Below are 19,451 nucleotides of genomic sequence, written 5' to 3' on the forward strand. Positions count from 1 at the left end.
GTACTTGATATTGGTTTTAATATTCAGATTAAAGCAATAGTTTATTTCACCATAATCTTGAATTTATCCGGATCAAAGAAGATTATTCCTCCTACCCCTCAAATTATTTAATCACACCTTCACTCCTAGCTTTGCATATATATGCAAGGTTAGGGTCGCATGGTATTTTCATACTTTGTAGAACGGGCTTGACAGAGATACATCCGCCAATAAGCTCCACCAATGGTTTGAATCCTAAGGCTGCTGCAAGATCATATTTGCCATGAACAACTGAGGCAATAGCTCCCGCAGCGGAAGCTAAATCGCTCAACTTGAACTCAAAACTTGATGATAAATCAAATTTAATGGGGCTCCGAAATTTCTCCCCATTCAATTTTTGAATATCAGATATAGATCCTTTAAGGGCTGAAAGTGATTTTGCTTTTTGCAGATTCAAATCACCAGAGCGTATAACATCCAAATACAACTCATCTAAATAACTGTGAAGTGCATCTAACTCAGCTCTTCTGCGCTCTTTAAACTCTAATATTTCGTGTAAATGGGTATCTACGTCAGGTACAGGAAGCGCATTTAACAACTCGAATCTTATAGTTTCTTTTTCAATAGAATAACGTCTCGGCAAAGCAATTTCTGCATTATGAAAATGCATACGCCAATCAACATCTCCTTGTCCACTTCTCTTTTTTTGAAGCGCATCAATTTGGGCTGCAGCGTAAAATTCAGGAAAAAATGAATCATGCATACGCCCATCATGAGTACTATACGTTGGCCTTTCGAGAACGCCACAAGCTATTAGGTCGTCTTCATTAGAAAAGCAAAAATGATAAAAATTTGATGTTGGGCTGACAATTTTATCCCAGTACAGCGTAAAGTAATTCAAATCTAATTTCGTTAGCCCTGAGCCTGTCGTAAATCCACTCCCATCGGCTGTTTTAGTCAACTCCAATGGAGTACACACAACACCTCTCAACATAGTCATTCTCCTTTAATCTAGCATACAGAGAATAGCACCAATCTTTGAAGCTCAGAAGATATGCAGGTCCCAATCATCACAGTTTTCACTTTCGTTCTTTTTCAATCGTACTAATCCCTATGATTTGATTGTTAGCCTTGTCGATAGCAGACAAAAGGGGGTTAACCCACAATACAACTTCACAATATGTCAATTTTCTGGTGGTAGCGGCACCAATATCGGGCGAATTAAATCCGCGGGTATCGGGGTGCATTGCCCTGAGACGTAAACGGGTCGCGTATTCGAGCAACCCATTAGCAACATCATCAGGTACAGGCAGATCGCAGGTCTTATCACGTCGTAGTATCTCCCGGTATTCAATCACCGTTTTTTCGGTATGAGCGCCAATCAGAGAATTTAATCGCCCAGTTTCTGCAGCAGCCTGATTAAAGCGGTTGAAGTTGAAAGTCTGAGTTGCGATAACCTGACCTTGAAGGATGTTGTCATTTCGCAGAACATCGTTATCGTATTTTATAGTTTTTACATCTGCACAGCTTTTTACAAGAGCGATCGATAGGCCAGCAATTATGGACAAAGCAATCAAGAAGATATTATCCTTCACAGGTCTATCCCCCAGCACGTCAGCGCGCTTTCCTGGTCTCGTCGTTCTACCTGGCCATAGCAACCATTCTTCTGGCCTTTGGTCAGACGACAATCGCGACCCCCGTCTTTAATCCACCAGCGGATCGCTTCACAAGCACCTTTACGGTCGCCAGCATTTATTCGCTTATAGAACGTAGACGGGAAACATTTTCCGGGGCCGATGTTATATGGGCAGAAAGACGCGATCCCGGCTTTCTGTGGTTCCGTCAGTGGTACTTTGATATTTCGCTCAACCCACGCCAGCGCCTTGTCGCGTTCTATGGCGTTCACCTTGGCGCATTTCTCAGCAGACAGCTTCATGCCCTGAACTACTGGCTTACCATCAACCATCGTGGCGCCACGGCAAATAGTCCAGATTCCGCCGCCGTCGCGATATGCTGTCAGGCTGTTACCCTCTTTCTCATCCAGAAACTGATCGAGAATCACGGGCGCGGAAGCCCCCGCAAGAATCAAACCAACGACCGCTGCGCTCAGTTTATTCTTCAGCTTTGGTGGCATAGCCATTGCGCCGATCCTCCCGTTCTTTCCAGCGGAAATACCAGTTCACTGCACAGGTGATAACGGTGCATGCGATACCGACAATGATTGCCCAGTCGCTCAGGCTTAACCCTGCAATTCTGTCGGCCAACATCCAGGACACCTCTTTTGCTGTTTTAGCTGTTTCGGCATATGCCTTCGCTGATACACCGCAGCCGGCAAGCGTGGTTCCTGATCCATATGAAAGTCTGCTGTAAATGGTGCTCATTCTGGTCATAGCCTCACCTCCGATTTTTCGGATGGCGCTGTGTGTGATTAAAGGGTCAGGCTTCACGGGCTGGATTTATCAACAAAGCACGTAGCGGATGATTCCCGTGAGCCCGAAATGGAAAAGGCCACCATGCGGCTGCCTCGAAGTAAGTGCGGTTGTTTATATAGGTGGAGTAAGAGGACCTTCAAACACCTCTGCTTCACCGTTATGACAAATGTCATCGCCTCTGGTCAGATGCCAGACACCTGTGATTGTTTTACCCGTTTTCAGATCATCAACAGTGTCATTCGTGTAGTACGCCACCTGTACAACACCGACATGCTGAATCCAGTAGTAACCTTCTTTCATAAGCTCCTCCGCGATACTCAGCAGATAGTTTAGAGTGGTACAAATAATGCTGTGGTGCAGGAAGCCACAACTTAACCTTTGCTAATAAAGTAATTTCGAAAGATGACGATAATGGGTAATAAATGTAAGCCCGGAGGAACCACCATGAGTATGACAGTTAGCACTTTGGGTCAGGACATACTGCAAAGCACAGTAAAACAAGCACCTTCAAGTACTGGCAACTCTGTTTCACAACAAATTCAAAACCTGAAAAAACAAATTGGTGAGTTGACAAAAGAGCTCAGCGCCATGGGTTCAAAAATAAATGACGTAACCTCCGAAGATGAGGCAAAACTGCTTAAACAGCAGATGGAAATGATTCAAAGGCAAATCGAGTCTATATACGCAAAAATTGCTCAATTACAAAAACAAGAAGCAGAAAAAAACCAAATGGTATCGGGAGCATTACCTACGGTAAGTGACAAATCAGGTTCGAACGTTGCAGGGAATAATACTAAAAATATTGATGTCTACGTTTAGCAGCTACCCCCAACCATTTTTCCTTTGAGTTAAAAACGAAAAAGCACTGGAGCGTTGTGAGAACTTGTTTTCGAGTTAACGATTCAGCACGGCGATATGACAGGGGTACTGGTGTAATACACCTCGCGAATACCCCTGTCGTATCGCCGGAAAGCAAAAACCCCGCGCTGGCGGGGTTCTCGTTATATTCAAATTGTTCGCTTTTCGTCGCTGCCATCGTGGCGCAGCTCTGCCAAGCATGAATGGATTATCTAACTTTCTGGGTAGTTTTCAATACCAGACACAAAAAACAGCACAAAAAAGCAAAAGCATTATTCCTCGCTTTCCAATAGTGCTTTCGCTGACAGGTACACCTTTGCTCTGAAAATCTGTAAACACCACTTAACTCGCTCTCTGGCCTTTTCTTGTGTCAGCCAGGGCGCAATCGCCTGCAGTTCCCGGGTTATATCTGAGATTTTTTTTCGTGTGGTGTAATACTGAAGACCAACAACATAAACCGGATCGTTTATATCCAGCGCCTGCAGTACGCATTGCTCCACAAAATCGACATCGTCACTATGCAGGGCCTCGTCAATTACACTGGCGGGTGACTGGGGCCAGAGAATGCTGTGTGCCCTGTTCATTGCCTGCTTTCCACGGAATCCCTCTTCTCTCGCCTGATTTAACGCAACGGTGAATCGCTCGAGTGCCTTATCTGACCAGTTCCGTCCCTTAAGCACATTCCAGCACGCATGTCCTCGCGGCATACGTGGTGCTGTTTTTCCACCCACACCATCACCCCATGTAGTGAGCAGGGATTTAATCCATCCGGACTGGATCCCCGTCAGGAGGATGCATTTCCCCAGCCAACTTTTACGCGGCGCAGATGCTGCTTTACCAAGTGCTTCAAAATGATTACGTCGTTGACGTGGTGTCATCCTGTTCTTCTCCTTACGCCAGAACACCGAGCCCGTAAGCCCGGTCCAGCACTCTGATAATCATTACCGGCTGAGGTACATGCTTTCGCTCAAACTTCACCGGGTCGTTATGTAGTTCTGTATGGCACTGACGACACAGGGGGATCGCGAAAATATCATGCGCCTTCGTTGCCATACCTCCCTGCCCCCAGCCAATTAAATGGTGTGGATCATCGGATGGTTCGCCGCAGCATTCGCAGGGCTGTGTTTTAATCCATTCCAGATATCGTGGGGCCGTCCAACGGATACGCTTTGGACGTTTCATATAGGTTTGCGGAGATTCAGGATCGACCAGAACACCAACTACGGGCTTAACCGCAAGCACCTGAGCTGGTGGCATGTTCACGGTTACTGTGCTGGCTTTGGCTGTAATGATGCTGGTGGGGGTTAGACCCGGTTCGATGTCGCATTCATGCATGACTGACTGATGATCTTCCGAAGGGATACGAAGCGCCCGACTGGCTACTGATTCGGGAATTGCGTCGGTAACACCCATACGCACCGACCACCAGCATAGCTCCGCCAGCGACAATTCTCTGGAAGGATCCTGATTCAGTGCCACCATGATGCTGTTAATAATCCAGTTAACAACATTACGTCTCGCCAGCTCTGAAAGTTGTTCGCTGTAGTGATCACGCAAATGGTTATCACAATGTCCACACAGAAGAACCGATCCAGGTTCATGACGCAGAGTGGTTAGCTCGTGATAATGGTAATCGCTGTGTGGCCACTGGCAGCAGCTACCGCCATAACGCAGAAGCCAGTAATCAAGGCCACTCAAATCACCAGCAGCCTTAATAACTTTTTCATCCAGAAAGAACGGCTTCAGGGAATCGTCACTGGCAAGTGGCTGGCGAACGTCAGGAACACGGCCAGCAGGCAACCTTTCCATGCTTGCCGGCTGGCTTTCCACCAGCACACGTTCACAACTGAATAATGACATCAGCTCACTGCCCGGTTTGAGCAGCACAATTCCAAGCTCACGTGCAACCACAGGTTTAAGAAGCGCCCTCATTCTGCAATCTCCCCGATAATTATTTGTCCCTTCTCTCCCCATAACTTGGTGACGCGTGAATCCCAGATGTGAGCATCATCTTCGTAAATGGCATCCATCAGGGCTTTCATCATGTTGTCGAAATCAGGTTTAGCCTGGTGTGGTTTACCGTTAAGCTCGGCACGTTTCTTTTTGCTCCAGCTCGCAGGCATTGGAAGAATGAAGGTGACATGCGAACGGCTTTCCGGCAGCTCAACACACTTCAGACGAACTTCATCACAGAAAGCCCGGTAACGCAGAACCTCGGGACGCTTTTTCCATTTGTCAGCGCGCGTCATTCTGGGCTTGCCCATTGGGGTGATATCGTAGACTTTCACAATCACCTCCAGATCCGTTGTTGCCAGGTTCTGTCCTGACGAGGAGGCTTAGATACTTCCGGCAAGAACGCGCTGATCGTCCAGTGAATGAAGTCATTATCCAGACTACGCTCGGTCTTAATCTGCTTTGCGTGATAGCGGGCTTCCAGTTCGTCAGCCTGCTCAGTGGTGAGTTGGGTATGTTGAAACCAGCTTTTCTTCATAACGCACCTCTGGATGCGGCAAAAAGAAAATCGCTGGCGTTGGTTAACGTCAGTATGAGGGATTGCTTGAATTGATCTTGCGCCATGGGGCTTTTCTCCTGTGGCGCAGCAGGTATAGGTTGTTCAGGCCTATGACGGGAGTGTAACAGATTTTTGGGTAACGCGATAACCAGCCCTTTCCAGCATCTGGGTAAACAACGTAGGTGTACCAATAATTTCATTATCCTGAAGAGGCATGAAAGACACCATGCTACCGCGACGGTACATCAGGGCGCGCTCACACTCAGGAAATGATTGCAGCCTGGCAACGATGACTCCATCGTGACATCTGATGACTGCGTAGCCTTTTTTGGGCAATCCTAATTTTTCTTTCACTTAAACTCCCCCATGCAAACGGGATAAAAGTAACACCCAAAATAATTAATAAAACCAGTCGTCAGCACTTTCCCAGGTTTCCTGGAGGATAGTCTCAATTTTCTTTTTATCTTCCTTGTCACCACCAAACACACTTAAACCATCGGAGCCTGCACGTCGTATGCTCAAGCTGCAATTCTCATAGTGGTTTCCCAACCTTTTAAGCAATTCTTTCTCCAGCGCCGGAACTGCTCCCTTTGGAAGTTCTTTAGTACGATCAATGGTTAGTTCAACTTTCATATTAGCCTCCACTGCATATACTGTATATTTGTACAGTACACCGATACATTGAAATGATCAATGACTTAAGAGCACAAATTGTTAACCTTAGCCTATAAATGAGATGCAAAAAAAACCCGCCGAAGCGGGTTCAATCCAATGAGGACTTGTTGTTTTGACACCATTGTAAGTATTGAGATATCAACGTCCTTAAATTTGGATAACTGCTTTGATTGGGATTGATTGCGCAACTTTCATATGCTCGTCTCCCCCTGCAACTTTTTCAGGTTCTGTCTAACATACCCAATCAAAATAACAACTGTGTCAGGTATCCCATAATAATCGCCATGCCCAAAATAACGGTCAGAAATGCAGCAATCAAGGGTGTTTTGAACATTGATTTAAGCAGTATTACTTCCGTCAGACTAGCTCCTGCGCTACCAATAATCAGAGCCATTACTGCTCCCGTTCCCATGCCTTTATCCATCAAGACTGATGCCAACGGAATTACTGCCTCAGCACGTATATACAACGGTATTCCAATAATTGCACTTAGTGGAATCGCAAACGGATTATCATTCCCAGCATGAGCAGCAATCCACTCTGCAGGTATAAAACCGTAGATAAACGACCCTATAACAATACCTAACATCAGATAAGGTAATACATCTTTAAATTGAGTCCAGGCATCCTGAAATGCCAGTCGTATCGCACCAGGCTCTCTTACTACACTTTTCGGGAAGAATTGTTTATTTGTTTGGCCCGTCTCGCAGCTCAATTCACAATTTGTGCCCCGAAATGCTGAGAAACTCTTAAACGTTTCTTGTGGTTTAGAACAACTATTAGCCCCTATGTCCTGTTGATTTGATACAGAGCAGCAAGCTGAAACACTCTGTAGTTTAGTTTCAGGAGTTTTTCCACTGCTAACACCACAACAGCTAGCCAGCGGTTTTGATGTTTCGACAATATGTCGGTCAAAACCAAGCACATCTAACAAAATACTTGCCAGTACGGAAACTGTTGCAGCTATAACAGCGTATAGCAGGGTAACTTTCCAACCAAAAGTAACCCACATCAGACCAATGATTATCGGGTTAAGCAGAGGTGAAACAAACAAGAATGTAAGTGTTGGACCGAAGCCTGCTTTTGCTGATAACAGTCCGCGTAACATGGGAATTGTAGAGCAGCTGCAAAACGGTGTTACAGCTCCTAACAGCGATGCAAGTATGTAACCTCTCCCCTTTCTCGCCCCTAACATTCTTTGAATCTTTTGGTCCGGAATTTTTTGCCTGATAAGGCTAACACCCGCACTAATCAGAAAAAAAAGCGCAGACAACTCGACAGCAAGAAACAAGAACATCTCTGCCGCGTTAGTAAACATAGAAATCCAGCTATTCATGACCCCCCATAAACCATATTTCTAGAATAATCGAATTATTGAGGTTAGATCAACATATTTCTGGTATTATCGAAATATCAATAGATGAGGAAGGTACCATGCAACTAGAAGAAGTAGCTAAAGCTATGAAAGAATTAGGACATCCAACACGTTTGTTTATTTTCAAACACCTTGTTAAAGCCGGTGAACAAGGTTTACCTGTAGGTGATCTACAAAAACAACTTGCGATTCCATCTTCAACACTGAGTCATCATATATCCGCTCTTGTTTCCGTAGGTCTGGTCAAACAAAATCGCGAAAGCCGCTCCTTAATCTGCGTTTCTCAATATGACAAGTTAGAGTCGATTATTGATTTTCTACGCGAAGAATGTTGCATCAACAGTCCAAAGATTTAAATCGAGGCAATCCATTGTTTTTATTTGATAAAGGAGCCGCCTAAATAACAGGCGGCTCTCCTGTCGCTTATTTCAATTTTTTGCCTGCATCATCAACGACTTTCTCGCCATCTTCCTTGGCGAAAGCCCCTTTCTGAGCATCAGGAAGGATATCCAGAACAACTTCAGAAGGACGGCACAGTTTGGTTCCCAGCGGTGTTACCACGATGGGGCGATTAATCAGGATCGGATGCTGCAACATAAAGTTAATTAACTGGTCGTCAGTAAATTTATCTTCGGCAAGACCCAGTTCCTCATATGGCTCGACGTTCTTACGTAGTAACGCCCGGACGGAAATGCCCATATCAGCAATGAGTTTGACCAGCTCATCGCGTGAAGGTGGAGTCTCAAGGTAAAGAATAACGGTCGGCTCATTACCGCTGTTGCGGATCATCTCAAGCGTGTTACGCGACGTGCCGCAGGCAGGATTGTGATAAATGGTGATGTTGCTCATATCAGTATCTCATTACAAAGTGAAAGAGAGACGTAGCGCCAGCGCTGCCAGCGTTACAAACAGCACAGGCAGAGTCATGATAATCCCGGTGCGGAAATAGTATCCCCACGTGATGGTCATATTCTTCTGTGAAAGTACATGTAGCCAGAGCAGCGTTGCCAGGCTACCAATAGGTGTGATTTTCGGCCCCAGATCGCAGCCAATCACGTTGGCATAAATCATCGCCTCTTTGATGACGCCGGTTGCGGTACTGCCATCAATAGAAAGAGCGCCAACCAGCACGGTAGGCATGTTGTTCATGATGGAAGACAGGAAAGCCGTCAGGAAGCCAGTACCCAGCGTCGCGGCCCAGAGTCCTTTATCAGCCAGCACGTTCAGAACACCTGAAAGATATTCGGTTAGCCCTGCGTTGCGCAGACCGTAAACTACCAGGTACATCCCCAATGAGAAGATGACGATCTGCCAGGGTGCACCATGTAGCACTTTACCAGTGTTAATGGCATGGCCTCGTTTCGCCACTGCAAACAGAATTATCGCCCCAACCGCTGCAATCGCACTAACGGGAATACCGAGCGGCTCGAGGACGAAGAAACCAACAAGCAGGAGAATCAGAACTATCCAGCCAGTGCGGAATGTAGCCGTATCTTTTATTGCCTCTGTTGGTTTCTTTAGGAGGGCCAGATCGTAAGTTGGCGGGATGTCCTTGCGGAAAAACAGATGCAGCATAATTAGTGTGGCAATAATGGCGGCGATATCGACCGGTACCATCACCGATGCATATTCGGTGAATCCCAGACCAAAGAAGTCCGCCGAAACAATATTCACCAGGTTCGACACGATAAGCGGCAGGCTGGCAGTATCGGCAATAAACCCGGCTGCCATGACGAATGCCAGCGTAGTACCTTTGCTGAATCCTAATGCCAGCAGCATAGCAATAACGATTGGTGTCAAAATAAGTGCCGCACCATCGTTGGCAAACAGTGCCGCCACCGCTGCGCCGAGCAGGACGATATAGGTAAAGAGCAAACGGCCACGACCGTTACCCCAGCGTGAAACATGCAATGCCGCCCATTCGAAAAAGCCTGATTCATCGAGCAGCAGGCTGATGATAATCACCGCAATAAAGGTCGCTGTCGCGTTCCAGACGATATTCCACACCACCGGAATATCGCCTATATGCACAACGCCAGAAATCAAAGCCAGGCCCGCGCCCAGCGTTGCACTCCAGCCGATCCCTAATCCTTTCGGTTGACAGATAACCAAGACAATGGTCAGGACAAAAATAGCGCCTGCCAGTAACATACACCCTCCTGACAGGGCGGATCTGCCGCCCTGTATAAACAAAAAATTAACTCGCCAACTCTCTGAGTTTTTCAATACCTGTTGGCTCAGAAGCCAGTACCGGAACGAGCGCTATATGGTCAGCGTGCTGATTCTTAACAGCCTCAATCTGAGGCTGTTCCTGCTGAGCGCGCTGGCAAAGCAACGGAGAACGCGTATTCGCGATGGAAAGGCTGTTATTGATAATCCAGCCCCATGGATGAATCCCCGCTCTTTCAAGGTCAGCCTGTAGGCTTGCCGCTTCCAGTACCGGTGTGGTTTCAGGCAGAGTGACCAGCAGAACTTTGGTTCGTTCCGGGTCCTGAAGCTGCATCATTGGGGTAGTAAAATGACCTTTCTCCCCCATTTTTTTGGCAATCTCTCGGTGGTAAGCCCCGGTAGCATCCAGCAACAACAGCGTGTGCCCAGTGGGAGCTGTATCCATGACAACAAACCGCTTACCTGCTTCACGAATCACTCGGGAAAAAGCCTGGAACACGGCAATTTCTTCAGTACAGGGAGAACGTAAATCTTCTTCCAATAGCCGTTTCCCTGCTTCGTCCAGATCTTTTCCCTTCGTCTCAAGAACATGCTGGCGATAGCGTTCGGTTTCATCGTGAGGGTTGATGCGGCTGACCTGCAGGTTTTTGAGGCTGCCGTTCAGCGTTGTACTCAGGTGCGCAGCGGGATCAGAGGTGGTGAGATGCACGTCATATCCCATGTCTGCCAGCCTTACGGCGATGGCAGCAGCCATCGTGGTTTTCCCTACACCACCTTTGCCCATCAACATAATCAGGCCATGTTCACTGCGGGCGATATCATCGACCAGGTCAGAGAGCGATAAGTTTTCAGGCGTGTACAGGACGTTCGGTACCGGGAGCGGTAATGCATCAAAACGGGTATCCAACAACCCCTTCAACGCAGACACACCAACCATATTTACTGGCTGGAGTAATAAGGTATCTCTCGGTAGCTCAGATAAACCAGCAGGAAGATTTGCCAGTGCTTCCTGCTCCCGTTGCCATATCGCAGCAGCCAGCGCGTCATGTTCAGCTTCGGCTTTAGGCAGCACACCATTAATAACCAGGTACTGGTTTTTCAGGCCAATTGCGGCCAGTTCTTCATGGGTGCGGGCTACTTCCTGCAGCGTAGATTTTTGCAGTCGTGCAACCAGAACCAGGCGAGTACGTTCAGGATCGGACAACGCCTCTACCGCATGAGCATACTGCTCACGCTGCTTTTCCAGCCCGGCCATTGGGCCAAGACAGGAAGCACCATCCGGATTACTTTCAATGAAACTACTCCAGGCACCGGGAAGCTGGAGAAGGCGAATCGTGTGGCCCGTCGGCGCTGTATCAAAAATGATGTGATCGAAGCGGGTCAGCAGGGAAGCGTCTGTCAATAAGCCGGTGAACTCATCAAACGCCGCAATCTCAGTCGTACAGGCTCCTGAAAGCTGCTCGCTGATACTGTTAACAACGTCTTCAGGCAGAAGACCTTTGATAGGATCAACGATTCTGGAGCGGTATTGTTGGGCAGCTTCCTGAGGGTCAATCTCCAGAGCGGAAAGTCCAGTAACTGCTGTCACAGAGCGAATGGTGTTACCGATAGCCTGGTCGAATACCTGACCGACATTGGAGGCTGGATCTGTACTGACCAGCAAAACCCGCTTACCTTGTTCGGCAAGGCGGATAGCCGTCGCGCAGGAAATGGACGTTTTTCCTACGCCACCCTTGCCAGTAAAAAACAGGTAAGGCGGGATATTCTCTGAGAATTTCATATGTCCTCCTGACATATTCAGCAACAGGAAGTATTACCACCACAGCAGCTGGTGGGAGCTAACCCTACCTTCTCCAGCGGAATACCGAACCAGCGAGCCAGCTCAGCGCGTTTTGGGTATCGCCCAGCCATCACCGTTTCACCGTCCAACAGCAGTAGCGGAAGCCCTTCTGCTCCAGATGCTTCGAGGAATACTTTCGCTTTCTCATTATGAACAAAGCTCATGGGCTGCTGCGCCAGGTTATAACGTTCAACCTGTACGCCACGTCCTTTCAGCCACTGCACATCAGCAGAGAAATCAACCAGAACCTGATCGACATCTGAGCCACATACGCCGGTACTGCAGCACATTGCCGGGTCAAACACCGTTAACGTCTTCATTCTGAATACCTCACATTCGAAAAATCATATATGTTCAGGCAAATTTTTTAGATGCAAACAGCCTTACCGCTACCAAAGCAGTTTGCCGATGCCAGCTTACGGGCGATGGCCTGTACGTCGTCCTGTTGGCTTAACCAAGCCTGCTCAATTACCTGAGCAGCCCATGACGGAATATGCGGAGATAAGCGGTAGTGAACCCACTTGCCCTGCTTGCGATCCAGTAATAATCCACTTTCCCGGAGCATTGCCAGATGACGGGAGATCTTGGGCTGCGACTGATCCAGCGCCGTACAGAGATCGCACACGCATAGCTCTCCCATTACTCTAAGCAGCAACACGATGCCCAGCCGAGTTTCATCGGAAAGGTTTTTGAAGAGTTGTAGAGAAGTTAGTTCAGCCATTTTAGTCTCCTGAATTCTCTCCGTAGTTTCCTGCAATAGTTGAGTGTCGTCAACCATCACATTCGAAAATTCGAATACGATGGCTATGTGGTTTTAATATCAGATTTACTGATTGTTCATTATTCAATTTGTTAATCCTGCCGCTTTTCGACGCCTGTATTCATCTATCAGTAATTGTGCTGGCGTTGGTCCTGCCGGATGGCGCGGCGCTTCCAGTTGACGTCGAATTGGTGGGACACTTAGTCCATTACCAACATGCTTCGACCACTTCGTGAGTAACTTTTCTGCCAGTCGTTTCAGCTCCCCCTCTGTCATTTGTCGTTCTACGCCCGTTCTGCGCATTTCAATGCAGATGTGATACAGCACGGGCTGAGGCCATGGATATTTATCGCTTCCTGAATACCGATATGACTCATTGCGCCAGCGCCGGTATTCCGTCATAACCTGCTCCGATTTCAGTCCGAATGGATTCGCCCCACTCTCTGAAACCAGAGAAACAAACTCAGCCAGGTCAGGCGGCCATGTATTTCCCATCGCGCAGCGCTCCATGCATTGCTGACAGACCAGCCGAATTTGAGGTTCAGTCATCGAACCTATCTGGGCTATCCAGATAGGCGAAGGCTCCGCCCCGTTCTTCTGGGTCCATCGGTTCGAATACACCTCCCCCATGACCTGCCACAGTCGCCAGGCTGTTTCCGTCGCCATCAAGTCCATTCCTGCGGCGCCACTCTGCGTGTGCTGACTGAATTTGCTGAACTGCCCGGGATGCTGTTGGTTCTGATCCTGCTCCCACATGACTGTTACCTCCGGTTTCTGGTTTTACCTGCGTTCTCACCCGGGCTACATGTCGGGCAAATTTTTGTTCCCACTGGATTTGAGTAAAAACTTTCCCTTCCGACTCCCAATACGCGGTGAATTCTGCGAGTTCAGTCAGAAGGTAATCTGGTTCAGGCAGGGGGATACCCCACGATGCAGCGCGCTGTCGGAAGTCTCTGGAGGGAAGCCAGCTATCTGTCATGCTGAATTTCCCGATCGGTTCATCAACACCGTCCAGGTATCGGGGCATGACCGGGGATGGCGGTTCATCCCCATTCGGATTTTTCATCGCGCCCGCGTTAAGAGAGGGGTTTAAGATCTGTTTACTGCTAACTGCTTTCTGGATACCTGATGGCAAAGGTTTAGCCAAAGACTTAGCCTTATCCTTAGGCAAAGCGAAAGCCTTATCAAAAGCCGTCCCCATAGCGTCAGAAACCCCGTAGCAGGCGGCTTTGAGAGCTTCATATGCTTTATCTTTCAGTGAACATTCAGGCAGTAATTCAAACGATCTTGCCCATGATTTGATCACGTTCACTGATGCTGGAGGGTTATGTTTCACCGCGTTAGGCAACCAAAAAACTCTGGCTTTAAGGTCGGCTTCCACCATACCTAACGCTATGGCTTCGCCTAAGGCTAAGTCGAAGGCTTCGACATCCCAGTTTAATTCTTCGGCCATAGCCGCCCTTCCCGCCTTATACAGCCCGGGTATAATCCCCGTGAATGGGCCTGTAAGCAGGTAAATAAACAGACTCTGCCCACTTGGCGGGAGTGGTGATAAGGCTCGAAATTTAGGATCATCCCACATGGTGATCTTCACCTTACGGTAAGGCTCGTTACTAGCCTTACTCTTAGGCATGGCCTTAGCCAAAGGATTAGGCATACTTCACCCCGCGAGTTGCAGTAATAATGGTCATTGGTCAAAACTCGATTAAAACAATTGCGGCGCTACGGCGCTTATACTCGCCAGTAGTGGTCCCGCCGCGTCAGCAGGTAACATGTTGAACAATGCGATTGCCGCCTCACGAATTTCCTTCTCGAGCTTTTGTAATGGCGCGCCGATTAATTTCGCATGGTGTGCCTCACTGCACTCTTTGATTGCGTTCGCCACCAGCTCTGCTTCTGTGCTCGCATTACTTAACCCGTGCTTTCTGGCGATCTGAACTGGCATAGCAGCAATAATTGAACCTGACAGCTGCATAACGTAAGCCGTGTACTTTTCCGAACCGCCCTCGTTTTTCAGGTATCGGAATAAATTCTGTTTATTAACAGCAATTCCCCGTCCATCTGCTTTGGCCCACTCTTCAGCCACCAGCTGAGTGATCCGTTCCTGTGCCTGTCCTGGTAATGTCGATTCCCATTCACGAACGGCGGCCAATATGGCACGGTGCTGAATGCCGTCACGGCGCTGGGGTTTAAATTGATTTTGCGATTTCACCGGAGCGGCTACTCGTGGTTTATTATGGGTATAAGCTACTGATTGCATCATTCAGACCTCGCTTTGTGGCGGAAATACACTATCAAGAGAGCAGGTGCGCCCTAACTCGTTAAGCTTCTCCACAATCAATCTGCATTCCGGTAGGCCTGGTTGGCGTGTTCCGTTCTCATAATTTGAGAGCCTTGACTGACGCCACCCGAATAATTTGGCTAATTGCTCTTGAGTTAAACCGAGCGCTTGCCGTTCTTTGGCGATGTTGTTCATCTTGTCCTCACATATAGTGTTTAGCTGAATTAAACACACAATGTGTTAGACAGTCAAGACGAAACGTTCTTTGAGCGTTAACACGTAACGTGGTAAAAATCAGTAATGAATATAAACACTGCAATTGCCGCCAGACTGAAGCAACTACGCGAACAGAAAAATATGTCGCAATCTAAACTCGCAGAGTTATGTGGGTGGGCTCAGTCACGCATCGGGAACTATGAAGCAGGTCGCCGCAATGTTGGCGTTGACGACGCTATAACGATATCTAAAGCTCTCGGCATTAGCCCGGCTGAGCTAATGTTTGGTGATGATCACGCCGAATCATGGTTAACGCCAAAACATCGTAAGTTGATTACTCTTTTTGACCAGTTGCCGGAGTCTGAACAAGACAGAATGATCGATACCTTTCAATTACGGCTGAAAGAAATTGATGAGTATGTTGAGAAATACCTTCGGGGACGATTAAAGCCAACTGACGACTAAGCTACAATTTTCAGCACTCTAACCAGCCTCCTTGGCTGGTTTTTTTATGCCTTTCCCACTCCCTTTTCCCATATCGTTATCATCAACACCACCTTAAACACATGCTGTGTTGACTTTTAAACACATTTAGAGTTTAAATATAAACACATTTTGAAAAACGTCATCGAGGCAGGACGCCCACGAAGTAGCTGCCGGCGGCATACGAATCACCGGATGAGATGACAAGTATTAACACGCAGCAGGTTCAACGTTCCGCCAGCCTGGCGACAAGGGCAACGCAAGAGGATAAATCCATGATCGATTTCGCACGTAAACCAGTGCGGTGTCAGGCCGTACATCTAAATCGCATTGAAGTAATCATTCGACTGATTTGCTACACGCTTGCCCAGAAGGGCGACCCGTCTGCCGACCAACAGACTGCAGTTCGTTCTTAACGAGTTTGACCAATGGCTGTTGCCAGCCTCATGCCCGGTGCACAGGGCATTGTGATGGTAATACCACCATCGTAACCAAACAGGAGACGAAGACCTGTTCTGGTTAAATTGGAAAAGTGTTCTTTGCCCGTCCCGTGGCGGGCTTTTTTCCGGAGGTTTTTATGTCAGCTAACGATCTGGCATTGCGATTCAGCAGCGCACCAGCCGAGGCATTAATCGGGGTTTTGCCTGTTCTGGAAGTAAAAGAAGCATTACGTGAAGAAGTTGAAAGTGATGTGATGGATGAAGTCTGGACTGAGCACAACTTTGAAATGGAAGCGATGGGTGAACAAGTTGATGAAACAGCCAGGCTCGCTCGTAAGTTTGAATGTGCGGCTGAAGCTCTTGGAACGGCGATCAAACTTGCTCTGACTCTTCCACATAATGAGGCTATGCAGGTTCTGAATGACGCCTTAAACGATAACCCAGGATACGGTCGCGAACCGGCAAAGGATGCGTGATGGAGTTTGGAATGAAACGCGTGGTGGCTTCTGTTCAGGTCGTTGCCATCCTCCACAGGATTTACAACGGCAGTCCGGTTTCCATCGCATCTATCAGTAAAGAATCAAAGCTGTCTGTGTCTTACCTCGAGCAGATTTTCTCGAAGCTGCGCAGCAGTGAAATCGTCACCAGCCAGCGTGGCGCTGGTGGCGGGTACCACCTTAGCAAAGCAAACCCCAGCGTGGCTGACGTCGTTCGCGCCGTTACTCACACGCCTGATTCATTTGAGCCCGTGCTGAATGCTCTGGAGTGGGTCCCCGTCGCACAGCTGGCGCAGGGAAAATCCCCTACCCCATAAAGCACAAAACCCGCGCAAGGCGGGTTAAGTACCCGGTCAGCCGACCAAAGCTTTCCGGAACGAGTTTTGACCAATAACCACTACCTTAGGCGGCGATCATCAGCTGCCGGGTATCTTACAATCCTATGGAGCCCGAACGCAATGTTAACGTATGCGTATCTTATTAAAGCCAAAGCGAAAGCAACTGAGGCAAAAAACCTGTTTTGCTGGTTCTCTGCGAAATCAGATTCCCGTGCAGAACGCGAAATCCTCAATATTCTCGAAGACAACGATATTGCCGTCGGTCGTGGCGCCGACTATCAATTACCTGTCCGCACCAACTGGTTTGTTGTTGACGATCTTCCTGAGGAAAGCACACTTGATGACACATGGTGCGATCGTTACGAACTGGCAGAAGACCAGCAAACGTGGCAACTGAAACAGAAGCCGGATAATGAAAATCTGGAGGCTTCCAGCCAGCAAAAACCTGAAACCTCCAGTGCCAATGTACCCACCAGCGATGCGCCAGCATTGCTCCGCCCCATATCTCGCTTGCGCCTGTCTCAGCGACTGATTGCGCACCTGGTCAATGACACTGAAGAGAAGGAAATCAGTGAAGCGCAGCACATCCAGATCGGACAAATGGAACTGGACGAAAATGATCTCTATGTACAAAACCTGTTACAGGCCGTTTCGAATGTGCCAGCGGTGAAAGAGCTTTCTGCTCATGTCGAGTGGAAGCTGACAAGCGCTGTAAAAGAAGTCTTCGACCGTGAGCAGGTCTATACCGTTGCTTTATTTGAGCAATTTATTACCGAATGGATTGAAGAACCAGAAAAGCGAGCTCTTACCGTTCAGGAGTGGGTTAATCAAAAGAAAGCTGGAGTTGCGGGTGATGAACATGCCATTCCACCTGTAACGCCAGAGCTTATTACCGTTGCGACTTTGCCGCTACGCCAGCGCCTCTTAGCTCAGTTTATTTCTGAAGAATATGCTTACCATATTGATACTGAGCAGAAGAAAACCATTCAGGAACTCGAGCTGGATGTGGATAACAGCTATGTGCAGAACCTGCTGCTTGCCGCCGAGAATGTAGAACCATTCAGGAAAGCGCCAGAGATAGATATCTGGAAAATCGTCAGCGCGCTGAAAACCGTTTTTCCGGTTGATGGAAAACGAGTTGATCTGGTCACCGTTATCCAGTTCTTTAAGGCCTGGTTCAATACTGAGCACATTGACCGTGGGCTGCTGGTTAAAGAGTGGTGTAAGGGCAATCGTGTGTCGCAGATTCAGCGCACTGACTCCGGAACCAACGCTGGTGGAGGCAATAAGACCGATCGCAACCCGGAACTTGTCCACACGCTGGATACTCTGGACATTGATATTGCGCTGGCCACACTTCCAATGGATTTCAACATCTACGATATCCCAGGTGGCGTTTTCCGTCGTGCAAAAGAGATCATTGCTAAAAATGAAAGCCCGTTCAAAGAGTGGTCCGCCGCCCTGCGCAAACGCGCTGGCATCCTGGATTATTCCCGCGCCGCTATTTTCGCGCTTATTCGTAGTGCAGAAGAAAACACTCACCATTTCCCGGAGCTGCTGAGCCGTTACATCAACAAAAATCTGACTGAAACCGACCACCAGCACCCAACTGAAGAAACCCTGGCGGCAGCCGGTCACGTACCAGAAAAAAGCTGGGAAAACGAGATTAAAGAGAGGTCCACAGCTGAACAGAAGGCAATAGCCGAACAACCAGAAATCGCCAACATGGGCAACGGTGTTTTCTCCATTGATGGCCTGATGGGTAACCAGCCGGCGCCAGCGCTTTCTGTCGTAGACCAGGTACGCCAGCGCGCCGTCGAAGAAAAATTACATCAAGCCAATACCGAGGAAACCACCAGCGATGTGCAGATGGAAAAAACTGACAACAGCGAAATCAAAACCAATCCTGATGTGCCTCAGGGCGAAGCAGCAGCTTTGCCAGTTGAAAGCACTGATGCAACTGGTGAGCCTCCAGCTTCCCTGAATAATGAACCCGTTCACCATATAGATACGGATCACCTGAACGCTTTTTATACTCACCTGATGGTTGATTTGGAAACTATGGGCAGCGGTCCTGATGCACCAATAGTCTCTATCGGCGCCGTATATTTTGATCCTTCAACTGGTAACACTGGTGCCGAATTTTACCCGGTTGTCAGTCTTGAATCATCGATGTCGTTTGGCATGAAACCGGATGCGTCGACAATTCAGTGGTGGTTGAAACAATCATCTGAAGCCCGCTCTGCCATTCTTGTTGATGAGGCCCTGGGGCTGCGTGAAACCCTTGAACTCCTGGCTGACTTTATCGCTGAAAACGCTGCTAACGGTAGCCACACTGTTCAATTATGGGGTAATGGTTGCTCGTTTGATAACGTCATTCTGCGCCGCGCATACGCGTTAACAGAAACTCCCTTCTCTGTTCCGTTCTGGAATGACAGGGACGTAAGGACCATGGTCGAACTGGGTAAATCTGTCGGTATCAATCCACGCTACGACATCCCGTTTGAAGGCGACATGCACAATGCGCGTTCTGACGCCCGACATCAGGTCAAATACGTCTCTGCAATCTGGCAACGTCTGACCGCAAACTGATTAT

Annotated in this window: 28 protein-coding genes; 7 read left to right on the forward strand and 21 right to left on the reverse strand. The window is 48.2% G+C overall.

The annotated features are described in order from the left end of the window. Window positions 1-103: 103 nt before the first annotated feature. The 5 genes from OGX66_RS07410 to OGX66_RS07430 all read right to left on the reverse strand — a co-directional run bounded on the left by OGX66_RS07410 (window position 104) and on the right by OGX66_RS07430 (window position 2,711). Entirely contained in the window at window positions 104-973 is an 870-nt protein-coding gene (locus OGX66_RS07410; RefSeq protein WP_199951789.1) for a DUF6236 family protein, read from the reverse strand. An 85-nt stretch (window positions 974-1,058) separates the two neighbouring features. Then, the gene (locus OGX66_RS07415; RefSeq protein WP_181221440.1) at window positions 1,059-1,574 is read right to left on the reverse strand and encodes a hypothetical protein; all 516 of its coding nucleotides are present in this window, start codon (window positions 1,572-1,574) and stop codon (window positions 1,059-1,061) included. Next, window positions 1,571-2,119: a lysozyme gene (locus OGX66_RS07420; RefSeq protein ID WP_275388315.1), complete on the reverse strand. Its 549-nt coding sequence runs from the start codon at window positions 2,117-2,119 to the stop codon at window positions 1,571-1,573. The genes OGX66_RS07415 and OGX66_RS07420 overlap by 4 nt, the downstream gene beginning before the upstream one ends. Next, window positions 2,091-2,369, reverse strand: a complete 279-nt coding sequence (locus OGX66_RS07425; RefSeq protein ID WP_016150433.1) for a phage holin — start codon at window positions 2,367-2,369, stop codon at window positions 2,091-2,093. The genes OGX66_RS07420 and OGX66_RS07425 overlap by 29 nt, the downstream gene beginning before the upstream one ends. Before the next feature lie 153 nt (window positions 2,370-2,522). Then, window positions 2,523-2,711, reverse strand: coding sequence for a hypothetical protein (locus tag OGX66_RS07430; RefSeq protein ID WP_275388316.1), 189 nt, complete (start codon window positions 2,709-2,711; stop codon window positions 2,523-2,525). A 144-nt stretch (window positions 2,712-2,855) separates the two neighbouring features. On the opposite strand from OGX66_RS07430, the gene OGX66_RS07435 reads away from it, so the two are divergent. After that, on the forward strand, window positions 2,856-3,230 hold the full coding sequence (locus tag OGX66_RS07435) for a FlxA-like family protein (protein ID WP_275388317.1): 375 nt from the start codon (window positions 2,856-2,858) through the stop codon (window positions 3,228-3,230). Window positions 3,231-3,541: 311 nt separating this feature from the next. On the opposite strand, the gene OGX66_RS07440 is transcribed toward OGX66_RS07435, so the two are convergent. The 7 genes from OGX66_RS07440 to OGX66_RS07470 form a co-directional block, all read right to left on the reverse strand. Beyond that, on the reverse strand, window positions 3,542-4,147 hold the full coding sequence (locus OGX66_RS07440) for a hypothetical protein (protein ID WP_275388318.1): 606 nt from the start codon (window positions 4,145-4,147) through the stop codon (window positions 3,542-3,544). A gap of 13 nt (window positions 4,148-4,160) precedes the next feature. After that, on the reverse strand, window positions 4,161-5,201 hold the full coding sequence (locus OGX66_RS07445; RefSeq protein ID WP_275388319.1) for a DUF968 domain-containing protein: 1,041 nt from the start codon (window positions 5,199-5,201) through the stop codon (window positions 4,161-4,163). Beyond that, on the reverse strand, window positions 5,198-5,557 hold the full coding sequence (locus OGX66_RS07450) for a RusA family crossover junction endodeoxyribonuclease (protein ID WP_275388320.1): 360 nt from the start codon (window positions 5,555-5,557) through the stop codon (window positions 5,198-5,200). Before OGX66_RS07450 ends, OGX66_RS07445 begins: the two co-directional genes overlap by 4 nt. Before the next feature lie 2 nt (window positions 5,558-5,559). Beyond that, the gene (locus OGX66_RS07455; protein WP_047357957.1) at window positions 5,560-5,760 is read right to left on the reverse strand and encodes a hypothetical protein; all 201 of its coding nucleotides are present in this window, start codon (window positions 5,758-5,760) and stop codon (window positions 5,560-5,562) included. 129 nt (window positions 5,761-5,889) lie between these two features. Beyond that, window positions 5,890-6,135: a hypothetical protein gene (locus OGX66_RS07460; RefSeq protein ID WP_071681812.1), complete on the reverse strand. Its 246-nt coding sequence runs from the start codon at window positions 6,133-6,135 to the stop codon at window positions 5,890-5,892. A gap of 45 nt (window positions 6,136-6,180) precedes the next feature. Continuing rightward, the gene (locus OGX66_RS07465; protein WP_038641360.1) at window positions 6,181-6,414 is read right to left on the reverse strand and encodes a DinI family protein; all 234 of its coding nucleotides are present in this window, start codon (window positions 6,412-6,414) and stop codon (window positions 6,181-6,183) included. Window positions 6,415-6,700: 286 nt separating this feature from the next. Beyond that, the gene (locus OGX66_RS07470) at window positions 6,701-7,792 is read right to left on the reverse strand and encodes a permease (RefSeq protein WP_044700597.1); all 1,092 of its coding nucleotides are present in this window, start codon (window positions 7,790-7,792) and stop codon (window positions 6,701-6,703) included. A 98-nt stretch (window positions 7,793-7,890) separates the two neighbouring features. On the opposite strand from OGX66_RS07470, the gene OGX66_RS07475 reads away from it, so the two are divergent. Then, the gene (locus tag OGX66_RS07475) at window positions 7,891-8,187 is read left to right on the forward strand and encodes an ArsR/SmtB family transcription factor (protein WP_038641364.1); all 297 of its coding nucleotides are present in this window, start codon (window positions 7,891-7,893) and stop codon (window positions 8,185-8,187) included. Between the two features lie 67 nt (window positions 8,188-8,254). Here the strand turns inward: OGX66_RS07475 and arsC are convergent, their stop codons facing one another. The 9 genes from arsC to OGX66_RS07520 all read right to left on the reverse strand — a co-directional run bounded on the left by arsC (window position 8,255) and on the right by OGX66_RS07520 (window position 15,076). Then, on the reverse strand, window positions 8,255-8,680 hold the full coding sequence (arsC, locus tag OGX66_RS07480; RefSeq protein ID WP_038641366.1) for a glutaredoxin-dependent arsenate reductase: 426 nt from the start codon (window positions 8,678-8,680) through the stop codon (window positions 8,255-8,257). 12 nt (window positions 8,681-8,692) lie between these two features. Then, the gene (gene arsB / locus OGX66_RS07485) at window positions 8,693-9,982 is read right to left on the reverse strand and encodes an arsenite efflux transporter membrane subunit ArsB (RefSeq protein ID WP_038641369.1); all 1,290 of its coding nucleotides are present in this window, start codon (window positions 9,980-9,982) and stop codon (window positions 8,693-8,695) included. A 46-nt stretch (window positions 9,983-10,028) separates the two neighbouring features. Continuing rightward, the gene (gene arsA / locus OGX66_RS07490) at window positions 10,029-11,780 is read right to left on the reverse strand and encodes an arsenite efflux transporter ATPase subunit ArsA (protein WP_286511266.1); all 1,752 of its coding nucleotides are present in this window, start codon (window positions 11,778-11,780) and stop codon (window positions 10,029-10,031) included. Between the two features lie 17 nt (window positions 11,781-11,797). Further along, window positions 11,798-12,160, reverse strand: coding sequence for an arsenite efflux transporter metallochaperone ArsD (gene arsD / locus OGX66_RS07495; RefSeq protein WP_038641374.1), 363 nt, complete (start codon window positions 12,158-12,160; stop codon window positions 11,798-11,800). A gap of 47 nt (window positions 12,161-12,207) precedes the next feature. Continuing rightward, a complete protein-coding gene (gene arsR, locus OGX66_RS07500; RefSeq protein WP_204525212.1) occupies window positions 12,208-12,561 on the reverse strand; it encodes a transcriptional regulator in 354 nt (117 codons plus the stop codon). A 123-nt stretch (window positions 12,562-12,684) separates the two neighbouring features. Beyond that, a complete protein-coding gene (locus tag OGX66_RS07505) occupies window positions 12,685-13,230 on the reverse strand; it encodes a replication protein P (RefSeq protein ID WP_127785720.1) in 546 nt (181 codons plus the stop codon). Further along, window positions 13,142-14,053 (reverse strand): DnaT-like ssDNA-binding domain-containing protein, encoded by a 912-nt coding sequence (locus tag OGX66_RS07510; protein ID WP_038643236.1) that lies wholly within the window; start codon window positions 14,051-14,053, stop codon window positions 13,142-13,144. Before OGX66_RS07510 ends, OGX66_RS07505 begins: the two co-directional genes overlap by 89 nt. A gap of 252 nt (window positions 14,054-14,305) precedes the next feature. Then, complete coding sequence (locus tag OGX66_RS07515) at window positions 14,306-14,860, reverse strand: toxin YdaT family protein (RefSeq protein WP_038643237.1); 555 nt, start codon at window positions 14,858-14,860, stop codon at window positions 14,306-14,308. A gap of 3 nt (window positions 14,861-14,863) precedes the next feature. Further along, window positions 14,864-15,076: a helix-turn-helix domain-containing protein gene (locus tag OGX66_RS07520; protein WP_003832309.1), complete on the reverse strand. Its 213-nt coding sequence runs from the start codon at window positions 15,074-15,076 to the stop codon at window positions 14,864-14,866. A 105-nt stretch (window positions 15,077-15,181) separates the two neighbouring features. Between OGX66_RS07520 and OGX66_RS07525 the strand changes: the two genes are divergently transcribed. The 5 genes from OGX66_RS07525 (at window position 15,182) to OGX66_RS07545 (ending at window position 19,447) form a co-directional block, all read left to right on the forward strand. Next, on the forward strand, window positions 15,182-15,562 hold the full coding sequence (locus OGX66_RS07525) for a helix-turn-helix domain-containing protein (protein ID WP_003832307.1): 381 nt from the start codon (window positions 15,182-15,184) through the stop codon (window positions 15,560-15,562). Between the two features lie 218 nt (window positions 15,563-15,780). Next, a complete protein-coding gene (locus OGX66_RS07530) occupies window positions 15,781-15,996 on the forward strand; it encodes a hypothetical protein (protein WP_032943037.1) in 216 nt (71 codons plus the stop codon). Window positions 15,997-16,157: 161 nt separating this feature from the next. After that, a complete protein-coding gene (locus OGX66_RS07535; protein ID WP_135107954.1) occupies window positions 16,158-16,496 on the forward strand; it encodes a hypothetical protein in 339 nt (112 codons plus the stop codon). After that, window positions 16,496-16,834, forward strand: a complete 339-nt coding sequence (locus OGX66_RS07540) for an RrF2 family transcriptional regulator (RefSeq protein WP_256873913.1) — start codon at window positions 16,496-16,498, stop codon at window positions 16,832-16,834. Before OGX66_RS07535 ends, OGX66_RS07540 begins: the two co-directional genes overlap by 1 nt. Window positions 16,835-16,975: 141 nt before the next feature. Then, window positions 16,976-19,447, forward strand: coding sequence for a 3'-5' exonuclease (locus OGX66_RS07545; protein ID WP_286511278.1), 2,472 nt, complete (start codon window positions 16,976-16,978; stop codon window positions 19,445-19,447). Window positions 19,448-19,451 lie beyond the last annotated feature (4 nt).

It is taken from the genome of Citrobacter sp. Cf072 (assembly GCF_030334485.1).
Taxonomy (GTDB): Bacteria; Pseudomonadota; Gammaproteobacteria; order Enterobacterales; family Enterobacteriaceae; genus Citrobacter; species Citrobacter freundii.

Bases quoted from the DNA above. Each gene is read 5' to 3' on its own strand.
- OGX66_RS07530 (WP_032943037.1), top strand. From the start codon at position 15,781: ATGACAAGTATTAACACGCAGCAGGTTCAACGTTCCGCCAGCCTGGCG.
- OGX66_RS07545 (WP_286511278.1), top strand. From the start codon at position 16,976: ATGTTAACGTATGCGTATCTTATTAAAGCCAAAGCGAAAGCAACTGAG.
- OGX66_RS07455 (WP_047357957.1), bottom strand. From the start codon at position 5,760: ATGAAGAAAAGCTGGTTTCAACATACCCAACTCACCACTGAGCAGGCT.
- arsA (WP_286511266.1), bottom strand. From the start codon at position 11,780: ATGAAATTCTCAGAGAATATCCCGCCTTACCTGTTTTTTACTGGCAAG.
- arsC (WP_038641366.1), bottom strand. From the start codon at position 8,680: ATGAGCAACATCACCATTTATCACAATCCTGCCTGCGGCACGTCGCGT.
- arsD (WP_038641374.1), bottom strand. From the start codon at position 12,160: ATGAAGACGTTAACGGTGTTTGACCCGGCAATGTGCTGCAGTACCGGC.
- OGX66_RS07505 (WP_127785720.1), bottom strand. From the start codon at position 13,230: ATGGGGGAGGTGTATTCGAACCGATGGACCCAGAAGAACGGGGCGGAG.
- OGX66_RS07520 (WP_003832309.1), bottom strand. From the start codon at position 15,076: ATGAACAACATCGCCAAAGAACGGCAAGCGCTCGGTTTAACTCAAGAG.
- OGX66_RS07535 (WP_135107954.1), top strand. From the start codon at position 16,158: ATGTCAGCTAACGATCTGGCATTGCGATTCAGCAGCGCACCAGCCGAG.
- OGX66_RS07425 (WP_016150433.1), bottom strand. From the start codon at position 2,369: ATGACCAGAATGAGCACCATTTACAGCAGACTTTCATATGGATCAGGA.
- arsB (WP_038641369.1), bottom strand. From the start codon at position 9,982: ATGTTACTGGCAGGCGCTATTTTTGTCCTGACCATTGTCTTGGTTATC.
- OGX66_RS07510 (WP_038643236.1), bottom strand. From the start codon at position 14,053: ATGGCCGAAGAATTAAACTGGGATGTCGAAGCCTTCGACTTAGCCTTA.
- OGX66_RS07420 (WP_275388315.1), bottom strand. From the start codon at position 2,119: ATGGCTATGCCACCAAAGCTGAAGAATAAACTGAGCGCAGCGGTCGTT.
- OGX66_RS07440 (WP_275388318.1), bottom strand. From the start codon at position 4,147: ATGACACCACGTCAACGACGTAATCATTTTGAAGCACTTGGTAAAGCA.
- OGX66_RS07475 (WP_038641364.1), top strand. From the start codon at position 7,891: ATGCAACTAGAAGAAGTAGCTAAAGCTATGAAAGAATTAGGACATCCA.
- arsR (WP_204525212.1), bottom strand. From the start codon at position 12,561: ATGGCTGAACTAACTTCTCTACAACTCTTCAAAAACCTTTCCGATGAA.
- OGX66_RS07540 (WP_256873913.1), top strand. From the start codon at position 16,496: ATGGAGTTTGGAATGAAACGCGTGGTGGCTTCTGTTCAGGTCGTTGCC.
- OGX66_RS07430 (WP_275388316.1), bottom strand. From the start codon at position 2,711: ATGAAAGAAGGTTACTACTGGATTCAGCATGTCGGTGTTGTACAGGTG.
- OGX66_RS07515 (WP_038643237.1), bottom strand. From the start codon at position 14,860: ATGCAATCAGTAGCTTATACCCATAATAAACCACGAGTAGCCGCTCCG.
- OGX66_RS07525 (WP_003832307.1), top strand. From the start codon at position 15,182: ATGAATATAAACACTGCAATTGCCGCCAGACTGAAGCAACTACGCGAA.
- OGX66_RS07445 (WP_275388319.1), bottom strand. From the start codon at position 5,201: ATGAGGGCGCTTCTTAAACCTGTGGTTGCACGTGAGCTTGGAATTGTG.
- OGX66_RS07470 (WP_044700597.1), bottom strand. From the start codon at position 7,792: ATGAATAGCTGGATTTCTATGTTTACTAACGCGGCAGAGATGTTCTTG.
- OGX66_RS07410 (WP_199951789.1), bottom strand. From the start codon at position 973: ATGTTGAGAGGTGTTGTGTGTACTCCATTGGAGTTGACTAAAACAGCC.
- OGX66_RS07435 (WP_275388317.1), top strand. From the start codon at position 2,856: ATGAGTATGACAGTTAGCACTTTGGGTCAGGACATACTGCAAAGCACA.
- OGX66_RS07465 (WP_038641360.1), bottom strand. From the start codon at position 6,414: ATGAAAGTTGAACTAACCATTGATCGTACTAAAGAACTTCCAAAGGGA.